This window comes from Brevibacterium sp. Marseille-P9724 (assembly GCF_902500275.1).
Classification (GTDB): Bacteria; Actinomycetota; Actinomycetes; order Actinomycetales; family Brevibacteriaceae; genus Brevibacterium.
Genome location: NZ_LR722990.1, coordinates 172683 through 186893, shown reverse-complemented (window position 1 = coordinate 186893; position 14211 = coordinate 172683). Strand labels below are relative to the sequence as shown.

Here is a 14211-nt window from a genome sequence, read left to right as displayed (position 1 = left end):
CCGTCCACATAGCTGCAGCGAATCCGGAAGATCGCTATTTTGCGTTTCAGGCGACCTGGGTTGTTGATACCCACGATGGCCCGGAGGACCTTATGCTTGCTTGGGGTTTTCAGGTAATTCAGTGATTGCAAGAACTGGCCAGTGGACGCAGTCCCTATTGGCCACATAGTCATTTACAGTAGATTCACTGTATCTAATTTTAGTTTTTGCTGGATTTGCGCTAGACGAGACGAACTTACCGTAAACGACACGGTAGAGTTTCCCGTCGTCGAGCACAAAATGCACGGTACTGCCTTGATTTAAGGAGTCCAAGTCGTCGGAGCGCTTCCATTCGACACGTATCCTCGTTGCGTTCACGCCCGCTAGTATGAAGGCTTGCTGAATCCTGCCAGGAGGGAGTGCCAGTATGGTCGGACAGTCCGAGGGGGCTCCAGCAGACGCCACAACCACGGATTCTGGGGGCAGACTGAACTCCGGTAGAGATGTGCTAAGCCCGTCGACCTGGGATCCGGGTCCGGCGCCAGGAAATGCATGAACACTCGTGCCATCGGGGCTATGGAGAACAGCCGCTACCCAGGCGATTTCTCCTTCTGCTGTAATGACCACATCGGAATCAGAGAGCTCCGCAAGTGGTGTCGTTGCGGCGTCTGGTGGAACGGTGTGGGTCACTTTGAGTCCTCACAAATAGGCGCGCCGACATTAATCCATTCTACCCAGTTTACGGAGGATGCGTACTTCATTGGGCTCGGGCTTTCGTGCAGGGGCGGGTTCAGAGACGGTCCATGACTGATACTGGCACAGGGAGGGATTCGTGAAGCGCAGTACACGTCGCCGTTCGATCCTTCGTGTCATTATCGCTGCGGGAGCGGCGTGTGCTGTTCTCGCAGTGTTAGGCATCGCGGCGGTTGCCTTCGTTCCCTCGTTCTTCGTCCAGGATGCTGTCTACGACAACGTTCCGTCGAGAGCATCCTGTGCGGACGCCCCGTCAACTGAGACCGTAGAGCGAGTCATCGGCGACTTCCCTGAAATCGGCGATGCAGACCCGAATCTGGTTGATCGATGTGATGGCGCGATCATTGAAATACAGGTTGCCGACCATGGCACCCGCGAGGATGTCGAAGACTATCTGAAGACGAATGGGAAGTATGGGACGACAACCGGTTGGTGGTGGCGATCGGTCCCCATCGCGATCCGCAATGTATGAGTTCCTGGCAATCCGCCGCCTTGTGGCCGTCAGCGTACTTGCAGGAGTGGGGGCGGTGGCGTATCTCGTCCGATCCGGACGCTTCGACTATGCAGCGCACTTCCTCGCTGGGGCCGGTGGCACACTGATCCTGATCGCTGCGACGAATGCACTCTGGCCAATGCTGAGCGGCCGAAGGCCGTCAGCATTCACCGACGCCGCACCGGCCATCGCGGCCGCCACCCTCATCTCTATCGGTTTCGGCCTGGTTGCCGAGTTCACGGTCTTCGCAGCACCGGTCGCTGACATCGTCGACATCGTGCACCAGTCGCTCGGGGCGATCCTTGTCGGCATGGCCTGCATGCTCCTGGCCTGCAACCGCAGATCGTGGATCGCTGCCTTGGTCAGCGACGGAATCACGGCTGGGCTGGGCCTGGTGATGATCGTGATAGGAGCAGTACTTGTCGGAATCATCTGAGAGCGAAGGCAAGGAACGGCGCATGCGAATGCTGAACCTGACAGTGCTGGGGCTGGTCGGCGCTGTCCTCATCGTCGTCGGGGTTGCCGTATCGTGGCAGCGCACGCTGATTCCCGCCGCCCTTGACGGCACGGTCCGGAACATCGTGACCTTTGAGGGTAACCTCAGAATCTCGAAGAATGTGAGTCGGAAAGAAGCGCGCGAGGCCACGCTTCTGTTTTCCACGGGCGGTCCCTGCCGTTTGTTCTTAAGGGGGGCATGGTCGGCAGCGTACTGAACAGCACAAGTGGTGATTAACACCACCTCGGGCGACTGCCTGCCGGGGTTAAACGACAAAAAGTGTGTCCGGAATTGCTGATTTCCGGGGCGTAACCTCGCGGTTTCAGGAAAATATATGCTCCGGGAGCATATATCCGGGCCTCGGACGTGAGGTCCGCGCAGGGGCTAGCACTGTGTGCTATGAGCGGCGTGGTGTGGTGGCGCAATGCCAAAGAATCAACGCCGCTGCTACTGCGGCGGTGAAATGAAACGCAACGGCACTACCAGCATCGGCATCCAAAAAGGCCAAATCTAACCCCCACGACACGCCGAGCCAGACACACTTTTGACCCTTAACCCCCACTAGGCTCGTAGCCCATGAGGATAGGCATCATCGGCGCTGGCATCTCCGGTCTCACGCTGGGGGCGGCGCTGCACCGCAGCGGCATAGACGTGCAGGTTTACGAAGAGCATGCGCAGATCCGCAGCGGCGGCGCCGGCATCACGCTTGCGCCGAACGGGCTCGCCGTCCTCGACGCCCTAGGTATAGGCGCAGACTTCCGCGCGCTGCAGCTGCAACAAGCACCGCTACAAGGCGGGATCCGGAATCCGCAGGGAGACTGGCTTACGCGCATCTCCCCGGAAATCACGCACGCCTCGCTCGCGCTCGACCGCACCACGCTCCACTCGCTCCTCCTCGTCGGCCTCCCAAGCTCGCGCGTCCACACGTCCGCTGCGGCTGTGGGCGTCGACGCCAGCACCGGCGCGGTCACCTTTGCCGACGGCCGCGAAGAGTGCTTCGACGTTGTGGTGGGCGCGGACGGGATCCGCAGCGCGGTACGCGCCACCTGCTTCGACGATCCCGGCATGACCTACGCAGGCTACAACACGTGGCGCGCAATCACCGAAGGGGTACCGCTTGATGCCGGGTTCGAGACCTGGGGTACTCGTGCCCGCTTCGGGGCTGTCCCGCTTCACGACGGCCGCACCTACTGGTTCGCCGTCACCTCCGCACCAGAAGCCCAGCCTGGAACCCAAGCGCTCCACCAGCTACACGCGACCTTCGCGCAGTGGCACGACCCCATCCCCAAACTGCTGCGCGCCACCCCGGAGCACTCAGTGCAGTACCTTCCCATCCACGAGTTGGCGAAACCGCTCGCGAGCTACCACAGCGACAAGGTCGTGCTGGTTGGGGATGCGGCGCACGCCATGACGCCAAACCTCGGGCAGGGCGCGTGTCAGGGTCTGGAAGACGCTGCAGTCCTCGCCCGGCTGCTGCGCGCAGGCAGTACGGACTTTTCTGCCTACGACACACACCGGCGCCGCCGCAGCCAACAGGTTGCTCGCCAATCCCGGCTGATCGGACGGGCATTACATACCGGCGGCGACCGGGTGACGGCCGCGCGAAACTGGATCCTCAAGCACGTGCCCGATGCGGTAATCAACAGGCAGGTACAAGCGGTGACTGCGTGGGAAGTGCCGGAGATGTGACCGGGGCGCCTCCAAACGGAACGGCACCGCGCGAGCAGCGAGGCCCTCGTGTTGCCGCGGGCCGTGAAAATGTACGCATCGAAGAAGGGGCGTTTCCCCGTTCCCCCCCCCCAGGTCGCCAAATGGTCATATGTGGAATTTTTCACGGGTTAAGGGTCAAAAAGTGTGTCCGGAATTGCTGATTTCCGGGGCGCAACCTCGCGGTTTCAGGAAAATATATGCTCAGGGAGCATATATCTGGCTTCCAGCCGCGAAATCCACGGAGTGGCTACCGCGATGTGCTATGTACCGCGTGGTGTGGTGGCGCATTGCCAAAGAATCAACCACGCTGCTACTGCGGCGGTGAAATGAAACGCAACGGCACCACCAGCAAAGGCACCACGAGATGACGATGCAAACAATGCGGCGCATCCAGCGTGAAGCACCGCGGCGACATCACCAGCACTGCGGTGTTTGCTCAGTTCATCGAGCATTGCACCACCGCAACCTCACTGGAAGTCCTCGCAAAACGCAACGGCGTCAGCCACGCCACTATGAAGCGACGCTTCAAGTGGTGCTGGCTCGTTGACGTGCCTGACCCCACCGTTGGCCATGACAAGCGAGTCTATGACCAGGTGTTTCTAGATGGCTCCTACACCGCCGGGGGCTGTTTAATCATCGCTGCCACCATCGACCACGTCATCGCGTGGCACCGATGCAGACATGAAACCACCCACGACTACCAACGCCTGCTCGAACGAATCGAAGCGCCACTCATCGCCGTGATCGACGGCAGCCAAGGAGCTTTTAGCGCGATCAAGAAGTGCTGGCCGACCACGAGAATCCAACGCTGCCTCGTCCACGCCCAACGAGTCGTGCGGCGCTACACCACCTCACGCCCGCGCACAGATGCCGGGCGCACGATCTACCAGCTTGCGCTGAAACTGACCCGGATCACCACCCTGGATGAAGCAGCACAGTGGGGCGCGCAACTACATGAATTCTTCACCATCTACCAAGCCTGGATGAACGAGAAAACCACGGTCAAAGACCCCAAAACTGGTGCATGGACTCACATGTGGACACACCACAACGTGCGCAAGGCCTACAACAGCCTCAACCACCTCTGGCGGTCTAACCTGCTGTTTGTCTACCTCAAGCAGTCCTTGACCCTAACCGGATCAAATCCACCACCAACAGCCTTGAAGGCGGCATCAACGCCCAACTCAAACTACTCGCCCGCACACACCGCGGAAGATCCGGAGAGCGCCAACGCCGCATGCTGGATTGGTGGCTCTACTTACAAACAGAACTGCCTGACGACCCAATACGAATCACCAGGCAGTCCAACTGGGGCCAGGACCAACTCGCCAAAGTAACAACCCTGACCCACAACGAGAACCAAGCCGAACACCAAACAGGACGACCAGCCCTCTACGACAACGCTATCGACACCAACTACACCCACTCAATCGGCATCCAAAAAGGCCAAATCTAACCCCCACGACACGCCGAGCCAGACACACTTTTTGACCCTTAACCCGCCTGCCGCGTGACCCACCCAAGGCAAAAATTTCGGGGCACCGAATGAGTGGTGCCCCGAAGTTACGAATGGAGGGGATGACGGGAATCGAACCCGCACCATCAGTTTGGAAGACTGAGGCTCTACCATTGAGCTACATCCCCGCGTCGAGCGCTCCTCTACTTTAAAGCACAGAGGTCGGATCTGCAAAATCGACAAGACATTTCGACATGCGCAAGGACCGAAGTGCCTTTCGGGCGGCGAAGGGCTAGTATGAAGCAGTCCGGGATGTGGCGCAGCTTGGTAGCGCATCTGTTTTGGGAGCAGAGGGTCGCAGGTTCAAATCCTGTCATCCCGACAGCGGACAGGGCCCGAACCGACTCAAGTCGGTTCGGGCCCTCGGCGCTTCTGCGGCGCAGAGCCGGTTTTCGCAGTCTCAGCGGCGGCTGTCATAGTCGGAGATGATGCCGATCCGGCGCACGTGCCGTTCGTCCTCAGAGAAGGGTTCGTCGATGAACGCGTCGACAATGGCGAGCGCCTGGTCTTCCAAGTGCTGGCGAGCGCCGATCGAGACGAGCCATGCATCGTTGTGCTGGCGGGCCAGACGCGCGATCTCTTCGTTCCACGCCAAAGCGCAGCGAGCACCTGGCACCTTGTTTGCTGCGATCTGCTCACCGTTGCCGGAACCGCCGATGACAACGCCGAGGGAATCTGCTCCGTCGCGGCGGTCATCGACCACGCCAGTGGCTGCGTCAATGCAGAACTGGGGGTAGTCATCCTGTGCGTCGTAATCCAGGGCTCCGTGGTCGATAACGTCATGACCTCGGGCCTGCAGGTGTGTTTTCAGGGTTTCTTTGAACTCGTAGCCGGCGTGGTCGGTTCCCAAATGAATTCGCATGGGCCCAGCCTACCGATTTCAGGCCTGTTTTTTCAGGGCCTGGCAGGTTTCAGCGGCTGTCACCACCGCGTGGAAGAATGAGCTCTGCTCAACTAAGTATGGACTCAGTTCGACTTTTGGAAGAGGACGTGGAGTGGCACAGTACAACCTGACCGAGGCTGAAACCGCTGAACGCGCTGAGATCGTGAGCGTAAGTTCCTACGAGGTTCTTCTGGGCCTTGCTGGCAGTGGCCGCACGTTCCGGTCGGTGACGACGGCGCGCTTCTCAGCTCGGGCGGGTGCGCGCACGTTCATTGACGCGGTTGTCGAGTCTGTCCACTCAATCACCCTCAACGGCCGTACCGTCGATCCTGACGAAGTGTGCCGTCCCGGTCGCATTCTTCTGGAAGATCTGGCCGAAGACAATGTGCTTACAGTCGATGCTGAGTTCTTCTATATGAACACCGGCGAAGGTCTGCACAGATTCATTGACCCGGTTGATGACGAGGTGTATCTCTACACCCAGTTCGAGGTTCCGGATGCGCGCCGCGTCTTCGCGGTTTTCGAACAGCCGGACCTTAAAGCAGAGTTCTCGTTCACGGTGGTTGCCCCCGAGCACTGGCAGGTGGTGTCGAACTCCCCTGCTCCTGTGCCCGCTGACTGCGGTGACGATGCCGAGGCTCTCGGCCTTGACCCGCAGGGGCTGCGGTCATGGCGGTTTGCAGCGACCCCGCGCATTTCCAGCTACATCACCGCCATCATTGCCGGCCCCTACCGCAGCGTCCACGATGAGCTTGTAAGCTCCGACGGTTCGACGGTGCCGCTGGGTGTGTACGCTCGCGCTTCGCTTTTTGAGTTTCTCGACCCGGAGAACATCTTCGACATCACCAAGCGGGGCTTTGCCTTTTTCGAGGAGCTTTTCGGCACTCCGTACCCCTTTGCGAAGTACGACCAGCTTTTTGTTCCGGAGTTCAATGCCGGTGCCATGGAGAATGCCGGTGCGGTCACGATCGTTGAAGACTATGTTTTCCGCTCCCGGCCCACCGAGGCTTACGTGGAGCGCCGTGCGGTCACGATTCTGCACGAACTGGCCCACATGTGGTTCGGCGATCTGGTCACCATGAAGTGGTGGGACGACCTGTGGCTCAATGAGTCCTTTGCTGAGTTCATGTCGACGCTGGCCACGGCTGAGGTCACTGATTTTTCGGAGGCGTGGGCGACGTTCGCGGCTTCTGAGAAGTCGTGGGCCTACGCTCAGGATCAGCTGCCGAGCACTCACCCGATTGCCGCCGGCATGGGCGATCTTGTGGACATTGAGACGAACTTCGATGGCATCACCTACGCCAAGGGCGCGTCGGTTCTCAAACAGCTGGTGGCCTATGTCGGCCGTGAGAATTTCTTTCGCGGTGTGAAGTCCTATTTTGATAAGCACGCCTGGGCGAACACGCGCCTGGCCGATCTTCTGGCAGAACTCGAAGCTGCTTCGGGCAGGGATCTGGAGCGTTGGACTCGGCTGTGGATCCAGGAAAGCGGCGTCAATATCCTCCGCCCCCAGTCCGAGGTGGAAAGCGGGGTGCTGACCGAGCTCACCGTGGTTCAGCAGCCGTGTGTGCTGCCCGGTCACGAGGTGCCGAGCCTCCGTCCGCACCGGCTTGGGGTTGGTCTGTACTCGATTGTCGAGGGCCGGCTGCGGCGAACTGCGCTTCACGAAATCGACCTGGAAGGCGAGGCGGCCCCGGTGCCGATCGACCCCGATACCACGGTGCCCGACCTCATCGTCGTCAATGACGGGGACCTGACCTACGCAAAGGTTCGCCTCGACGAACGGGGCCTTAAGACTGTTCGGGCACACTTCGGGGATCTGGATGACTCTCTCACGCAGCTTGTCGTGCTGGGCTCCGTGTGGGACATGGCCCGCGATGCTGAAATCCCGGTAGCCGACTACATTTCGCTGGTCAGTGACAATCTTGAGCATCTTGTGCATTCAACGGGTCTGCAGACCCATCTGCGCCAGCTGGCAACAGCCGTGTTTGTGTACATTCCCCCAGCGCAGAGGGACGCTGTTGCCGCACGCACCGCCCAGGCGCTGTGGCATGCTGCCGGTTCGGCGCCGGAGGGAAGCGATCAGCAGTTCCAGTTTCTCCGCGGCTTCGTCACTTTTGCCCAGTCAGCTGAGCAGCTGCAGCTTCTGTCGCAGATGTTCAGGGGTTCACACCAGCTGCCGGAAGGCCAGAAGCTCGATGACGATCTGCGCTGGGAAATGCTCACAGCGCTTGCCCGTCACAACTGTGTCAGCGAGGCCGACATCGAGGACACGCTGCAGCTGGACAACACCGCACGCGGCCGGTGCAGTGCCGCCCGAGCACGAGCAGCGGTGCCGACACCGGCTGCGAAGTCTGCGGCCTTCACTGCGCTGATGGATGACAGCAGCCTGCCCAACGCCGTCATCTCAGCCACCGCTCGCGGTTTTGCTGCCGGGCTGCAGCAGTCTGACGGTTCGCTTGTCAGTGCCGAAGCACCGCTTGAAGACTTCGCCGCCGAGTACTTCTCCCGTGCTGAGGCCTGGTGGGACACCCATACCCTGGAGATTGCGCAGACACTCACGCTGTGGCTTTTCCCACCTGCTTCAGAAGCTGTTGTCACCACAGCAGAACAGTGGCTTGAACAACACCCGGACGCCAACCGCGGACTGCGCCGGACCATGGTGGAAAACCTCGACCGTGCTCGCCGCGCGCTGGCTGTGCAGCGTCGCAGCGAGCAGCCATAGCCCACGTCAAGGCTGCGGCCAGCATTCGTTGTGCTCCCTCTGAGGTTGACTCTCTACACTGAGCCGTGTATGACTCTATTGACATCTGCTCGTCCAACGCCGTCGCCGGCCCCGACCGACAAGATCGGCGAAATCGCTGAAACTGCTTCAGACCCCGCATGGTGGACGGCCCTTCTGGGCACTCCCCTGCACATTGCGATCATCGTGGTTTTTGCGGTTATCACGGCCCTGATTCTGCGCCGCATGATCAGCAAGTTTGCCGGCAAGATCGCCGACGGCACCACGGCGGCAAACAAACGCCGACTGTATGACGAGGGAGAAAGGTCCGATGCCGTTACGCGGGCACGGCGGGCACAGCGGGCCAGCACCGTCGGCTCTTTGCTGTCATCATTCGCAACGATCATCGTGGTCGCAATTGCGGGTCTTATGATCCTGCAGGAGGTCGGCATCAACCCCGCACCCATCCTGGCTTCAGCAGGTGTTGCCGGCATCGCACTGGGCTTCGGGGCCCAGTCACTCGTGCGCGACTATCTGTCGGGCTTCTTCATCGTGGTTGAAGACCAGTACGGCATCGGCGACACGGTGGACCTCGGCGAGGCAATCGGCACGGTCGAAGAAGTCGGACTGCGCACCACCCGCATTCGCGACGTCGAAGGCACCCTGTGGCACGTGCCCAACGGAGAAATCATGAGGGTGGGCAATCAGTCGCAGGGATGGTCGAGGGCTGTTGTCGACGTGCCCGTACCCGTCGACATCGACCAGGCCACCGCCACCGATATCATCGCAGCGGCCATTGCCGAGCTCATGACCGACCCGAACCGCGCTGCCGTCATCATGGAAGACCCCGAGATCATCGGCATTCAGGAGCTGACCGGCTCATCCACGACAATCCGCGTGTTCATCAAAACCAACCCCAACGAACAGTGGGCCATTGCGCGGGCATTCCGCTCCTGCCTCAAGGCGGAGTTCGACAAAGCGGGGGTTGCGATCGCCCTGCCCGATCAGATGGTCATCCAGCAGACCGCGAGCCAGGCCCCGCCCGCCACGACCGGAGCAGACGCCGACGACGGATCGCACGCATCGTCGAACTGAAGTCGACAGTCCGCCCGGCCGCCTGAGCGCATAGGAGACAATGACGGCATGACAAACGGCTATGAACGTCCCGCAAGTGTTTTCGACATGGTGGGCGGACACGCGGCTTTCACCACCCTGGTCGACGCCTTCTACGAGGGCGTTGCGCAGGATGAATACCTGATCGCCATGTATCCGGAGGGCCGCGAGCTCGAAGGTGCCAAACACCGGCTGCAGACTTTCCTCGAACAGTATTTCGGCGGCCCCGCCACCTACCAGAAAGAACGCGGCCACCCGCGCCTGCGGATGCGCCACGCACCTTTTCCGGTCACACCCAAATCACGCGACCACTGGCTGGGCCACATGCGCCGCGCCCTCGATCAGCTGAACCTGCCGCCCATGTACGACAGCCTCATGTGGGACTACTTCCAGCGAGCCGCGACCGCTATGCTCAACACGCCGGACGAAGACTCAGACGAACACCGGATCGATCCCAGCCGCCGGCTGCTCTGACACTACCGGCTGCGCGGAAGAAGCTCACACAGCCGGACCGAACTTTGCCGAGACAGGCTCAGCAGACCTCAGTTGAGCGAGTGATGATGAACCCGGCAGGCGTAGCGAAACGCAGCCACGCACCTGTGCGATAGACCGTCGCGGTCTCCCCCACGTCAAACCCCGCCGCGTCCATGCCGAAGGCCGCCCCCAGCGGCGCAATCTCACAGTCAGGCAGGGGCCGCGACCACACCGTGCGGCGCACTTTGTCCACCGCCAGCGCTCCCGCACCTGACGGAGAGGCTTCGGCAACAGCGGCAATCCCCCAAGCGGCAGCTTCTCGCAGCTTCTCCACCGACAGCTGTGCAACCTCCCTCCACCCCGCACGAGGCGGAGTCACGGCTGCCCACGGCATCCTCACCTCGGCAGGGGGAACACCGAGATCCAACCCCCCGGTGCGCTCCATGCGCGCAAAGCGGTCGGTCAGTCCGGAAGCCGGAACAACCGCATCGATCCCGTCGGCTGAGCCAGAGCGCAGCCGCAGAGCACGCATCGCAATCACCAGCGGAAGTTCATCACCGAGGCCCTTGGGATAGAGAGGAGCGCCCGATACGACAAGAACGTCACCCACGCCCGTCAGCCGCAGTGCAGCTCCGGAATCAACGCGCTGCATCCGCGCCGTGAACTGCCGCAGGTCAGCGGCATCGGCTTTCGACTGCAGTTCAAACGCCGGCTGGTCCACGGTCACCTCCGCTTGAGCGGAAGCGGGCCTGTGGCACAGTCGGCAAATGCCGCCTGCTCGTCATCACGCAGGCGGCGTGCACGCCCGGTTTCCGCGTCGACGAAGACAAGATCGGATTCGGCGACGGAATAGACCTTCGAACCATCCGGCTCGAGGATCACATAGCCGACCTTGATGATCACCGGGGTGATTCTGACAATGCACACGTCGATCGCGATCGGACCGTCGCGGTACGGGATCGGATCGCGGTACTCAATCGCGTGGCCGGACACCAGAATCTGCACGTCAGCGGAAGCTTCGCGAAAAACCGGGGGCATGACAAGGCCGAAAGCGTCCGTGCGCTCACCGCCGGGCAGCAGACCGGGCGAGACGTCACGCGCCGCGGTCGGAGAGCCGAAGGCCTTGACGCGCGCCTCTTCGAGCAGCTTCAGCTGGGTCACGTTGTTGACGTGGCCATAGGCGTCCATATCGCCCCAGCGCAGCTCAATGAGAGTTCGAGTGAAGGGCCCGTCGATCAGCGGATTGCGAAGTTCGGTCATGGTGCCATCTTCCCATGAGCACACTCGCTTCGCGTCAGCTGCAAGCCAGAACGGGCCTGCTCGGCGTATCCTGACCCAAGACACGTACAAAGGAGCAGCATGGCCGACACCAGCGAAAAGAACGTCCTCGAGAAGGTCCTCGGGCTTGAAAAGCTCAGCGAGCCTCCCTCCGGCGGCGAAGAATTCGGATTCCGCGTGTGGAATCAGCCCAAACCGGACGGCAGGCTCTTCGGCGGACAGGTCCTCGCCCAGTGTGTTGTCGCCGCGGCGGCCACGGTGGATGAGGACCGCCCCATTCACTCCTTCCACGGGTACTTTCTGCGGGCCGGAGCCGTTGGTGAAGAGACGACGATCGGCGTTGAAGATCTGCGCGACGGCGGGTCCTTCTCCGCTCGACGCGTACAGGCATACCAGAAGGGCATGCCGATTCTGTCGGGCCTGGCGTCATTCCAGAAAGTTCAGCCCGGCCTTGAACACCGCGAACCAATGCCCCAGGCACTCCCCCACCCCGAAGCTCTCCCAAGCCTGGAGGACATCCTCGGAAAGCTCGACATCAGCCGCTTCACCCGCGCTGAGCGGATGCGGGAATGGCTCATGCAGCGCCCGTTCGACATTCGGCCCATTTCGCCGGACATTCATGCGGGATTCCTCGGTTCGCCCGAACCTATCAACCGCTTCTGGGCCCGCCTGAAAGAGCCCTTCGCGGGTGTACAGGGCCGTGCGGCAACAGCCGCGATCCTGGCCTACGCAAGCGACTTTGCCATGCTTGAACCGGCTCTGCGCGTGCACGGCCTGACGTGGGCTGATCCCCGCCTTCGCGTTGCCAGCCTCGATCACGCCATGTGGTGGCACTCGCACGTAGATGTCACCGGCTGGCTGCTGTTCGACATGTCCTCGCCGTCCTCGGACGGCGGCCGTGGTCTGGGCATCGGCCGTATCTACAACCAGCACGGCGAACTCGCCGCATCCGTTGCCCAGCAGGGCATGGTGCGGCTGAAAGAGGATTGACGCGCTGAAAGCATGTGGGGTGCCCGCCGAAGACACGGCGGGCACCCCACATGCTTGTTGACTGAGCCGAAGGCTGCAGTCGCGCGTCAGTCGCGTGTGAGCCTGCGGTGCGTGGTGCGGTGCGGGCGAGCCGCTTCTGCGCCGAGTCGTTCGACCTTGTTCTTTTCGTAGCCCTCGAAGTTGCCTTCGAACCAGTACCAGTTGGCCGGGTTCTCTTCTGTTCCCTCCCACGCCAGGATGTGCGTGGCGACACGGTCAAGGAACCAGCGGTCGTGGGTGACGACCACTGCGCAGCCGGGGAACTCGAGAAGCGCATTTTCCAAAGAAGCGAGGGTTTCGACGTCGAGGTCGTTCGTCGGTTCGTCAAGCAGCAGCAGATTTCCGCCCTGTTTGAGCGTCAGTGCCAGGTTGAGGCGGTTGCGCTCACCACCGGAGAGCACACCGGCTTTCTTCTGCTGGTCTGCGCCCTTGAAGCCGAATGCCGAAACATAGGCGCGCGACGGCATTTCAACCTGACCGACCTGGATGTAGTCGAGCCCGTCCGAAACGACTTCCCACAGGCTCTTGTCCGGGTCGATGCCCTGGCGGGACTGGTCTACATACGAGATCTTGACGGTTTCACCGATCTTGAGGGTGCCGCCGTCGAGTTCTTCCAGGCCCACGATTGTCTTGAACAGTGTGGACTTGCCGACGCCGTTGGGGCCGATCACACCGACAATGCCGTTGGGCGGAAGCGAGAAAGACAGTCCGTCGATCAGCTTGCGACCGTCGAAGCCCTTCTGCAGATTCTCCGCTTCGATCACGACTGTTCCCAGACGCGGGCCCGGCGGAATCTGGATCTCTTCGAAATCCAGCTTGCGCGTCTTTTCGGCTTCTGCCGCCATTTCTTCATAGCGGGCAAGGCGTGCCTTCGACTTGGACTGACGGCCCTTGGCATTCGAGCGCACCCACTCGAGTTCGTCGGCCAGCCGCTTAGCCAGTTTGGCGTCCTTTTTGCCCTGAACCTGCAGGCGCTCTTTCTTCTTCTCCAAGTACGTCGAGTAGTTGCCCTCATAGGGGTAGAGGTGTCCGCGGTCGACTTCGGCAATCCATTCCGCAACGTGATCCAGGAAGTAGCGGTCGTGGGTGATTGCAATGACGGCGCCCGGATATGTGCTCAGGTGCTGCTCAAGCCACAGCACCGATTCCGCGTCGAGGTGGTTGGTCGGCTCGTCAAGCAGCAGAAGATCCGGTTTTTCCAGCAGGAGCTTGCACAGCGCGACACGGCGACGCTCACCGCCGGACAGGTGTGTGACAGGTTCGTCACCGGGTGGGCAGCGCAGCGCATCCATAGCCTGATCCAGCTGCGAGTCGAGATCCCAGGCGTCTGCGTTGTCGATCTCTTCTTGCAGTTTGCCCATTTCTTCCATGAGCGCATCGAAATCTGCGTCGGGCTGAGCCATTTCCTCGGAAATGGCGTTGAAGCGAGCCACTTTGCCCATGATTTCGCCGACTGCTTCTTCGACGTTTTCGCGGACGGTCTTGTCTTCGTTCAACGGCGGTTCCTGCTGCAGAATGCCGACCGTGTAGCCGGGCGACAGACGAGCTTCGCCGTTCGAGGGCTGGTCAAGGCCAGCCATGATCTTGAGGATGGTTGATTTTCCGGCGCCGTTGGGGCCGACCATGCCGATCTTCGCTCCGGGAAAGAAAGACATGGAAACGTCGTCAAGAATAACCTTGTCACCGTGCGCCTTGCGCGCTTTGTGCATGGTGTAAATGAACTCTGCCATAGAACATAAGGGTATCGGCAGGGCCCTCGATCAGC

Annotated in this window: 13 protein-coding genes, 2 tRNA genes and 1 pseudogene; 10 read left to right on the top strand and 6 right to left on the bottom strand. The window is 61.1% G+C overall.

Features of this window, described 5'->3' with window-relative positions; genetic code table 11:
* Positions 1-90: 90 nt before the first annotated feature.
* Entirely contained in the window at positions 91-669 is a 579-nt protein-coding gene (locus GC119_RS00940; protein ID WP_141750270.1) for a hypothetical protein, read from the bottom strand.
* A gap of 142 nt (positions 670-811) precedes the next feature.
* Here GC119_RS00940 and GC119_RS00935 point away from each other — a divergent pair, with 142 nt between their 5' ends.
* The 5 genes and pseudogenes from GC119_RS00935 to GC119_RS00910 all read left to right on the top strand — a co-directional run bounded on the left by GC119_RS00935 (position 812) and on the right by GC119_RS00910 (position 4887).
* Complete coding sequence (locus GC119_RS00935; RefSeq protein ID WP_141750271.1) at positions 812-1204, top strand: hypothetical protein; 393 nt, start codon at positions 812-814, stop codon at positions 1202-1204.
* A 160-nt stretch (positions 1205-1364) separates the two neighbouring features.
* Entirely contained in the window at positions 1365-1661 is a 297-nt protein-coding gene (locus tag GC119_RS00930; protein WP_151952240.1) for a hypothetical protein, read from the top strand.
* A 22-nt stretch (positions 1662-1683) separates the two neighbouring features.
* Positions 1684-1938 (top strand): hypothetical protein, encoded by a 255-nt coding sequence (locus GC119_RS00925; RefSeq protein ID WP_070576912.1) that lies wholly within the window; start codon positions 1684-1686, stop codon positions 1936-1938.
* Between the two features lie 359 nt (positions 1939-2297).
* On the top strand, positions 2298-3410 hold the full coding sequence (locus tag GC119_RS00915; protein WP_151952239.1) for an FAD-dependent monooxygenase: 1113 nt from the start codon (positions 2298-2300) through the stop codon (positions 3408-3410).
* 308 nt (positions 3411-3718) lie between these two features.
* Positions 3719-4887 (top strand): annotated as a pseudogene (locus GC119_RS00910) (IS1249 family transposase).
* Positions 4888-5001: 114 nt separating this feature from the next.
* On the opposite strand, the gene GC119_RS00905 reads toward GC119_RS00910, so the two are convergent.
* Positions 5002-5075 (bottom strand) — tRNA-Gly (locus tag GC119_RS00905).
* A 120-nt stretch (positions 5076-5195) separates the two neighbouring features.
* On the opposite strand from GC119_RS00905, the gene GC119_RS00900 reads away from it, so the two are divergent.
* Positions 5196-5269: transfer RNA gene (locus GC119_RS00900), tRNA-Pro, on the top strand.
* 78 nt (positions 5270-5347) lie between these two features.
* Here GC119_RS00900 and GC119_RS00895 read toward each other — a convergent pair.
* The gene (locus tag GC119_RS00895; RefSeq protein WP_070573789.1) at positions 5348-5809 is read right to left on the bottom strand and encodes a ribose-5-phosphate isomerase; all 462 of its coding nucleotides are present in this window, start codon (positions 5807-5809) and stop codon (positions 5348-5350) included.
* Positions 5810-5942: 133 nt separating this feature from the next.
* On the opposite strand from GC119_RS00895, the gene pepN reads away from it, so the two are divergent.
* The 3 genes from pepN to GC119_RS00880 all read left to right on the top strand — a co-directional run bounded on the left by pepN (position 5943) and on the right by GC119_RS00880 (position 10139).
* A complete protein-coding gene (gene pepN, locus GC119_RS00890) occupies positions 5943-8555 on the top strand; it encodes an aminopeptidase N (RefSeq protein ID WP_151952238.1) in 2613 nt (870 codons plus the stop codon).
* Positions 8556-8624: 69 nt separating this feature from the next.
* The gene (locus tag GC119_RS00885; RefSeq protein ID WP_070573794.1) at positions 8625-9647 is read left to right on the top strand and encodes a mechanosensitive ion channel family protein; all 1023 of its coding nucleotides are present in this window, start codon (positions 8625-8627) and stop codon (positions 9645-9647) included.
* Between the two features lie 48 nt (positions 9648-9695).
* Positions 9696-10139: a globin gene (locus GC119_RS00880; protein ID WP_070573795.1), complete on the top strand. Its 444-nt coding sequence runs from the start codon at positions 9696-9698 to the stop codon at positions 10137-10139.
* 58 nt (positions 10140-10197) lie between these two features.
* Here the strand turns inward: GC119_RS00880 and GC119_RS00875 are convergent, their stop codons facing one another.
* Positions 10198-10860, bottom strand: a complete 663-nt coding sequence (locus GC119_RS00875) for a hypothetical protein (protein ID WP_083304101.1) — start codon at positions 10858-10860, stop codon at positions 10198-10200.
* Between the two features lie 2 nt (positions 10861-10862).
* Positions 10863-11399, bottom strand: coding sequence for an acyl-CoA thioesterase (locus tag GC119_RS00870; RefSeq protein ID WP_070573797.1), 537 nt, complete (start codon positions 11397-11399; stop codon positions 10863-10865).
* 99 nt (positions 11400-11498) lie between these two features.
* On the opposite strand from GC119_RS00870, the gene GC119_RS00865 reads away from it, so the two are divergent.
* Entirely contained in the window at positions 11499-12407 is a 909-nt protein-coding gene (locus GC119_RS00865) for an acyl-CoA thioesterase (RefSeq protein ID WP_070573799.1), read from the top strand.
* An 86-nt stretch (positions 12408-12493) separates the two neighbouring features.
* On the opposite strand, the gene ettA is transcribed toward GC119_RS00865, so the two are convergent.
* Positions 12494-14176, bottom strand: coding sequence for an energy-dependent translational throttle protein EttA (gene ettA, locus GC119_RS00860; RefSeq protein WP_070573801.1), 1683 nt, complete (start codon positions 14174-14176; stop codon positions 12494-12496).
* Between the last annotated feature and the right edge of the window lie 35 nt (positions 14177-14211).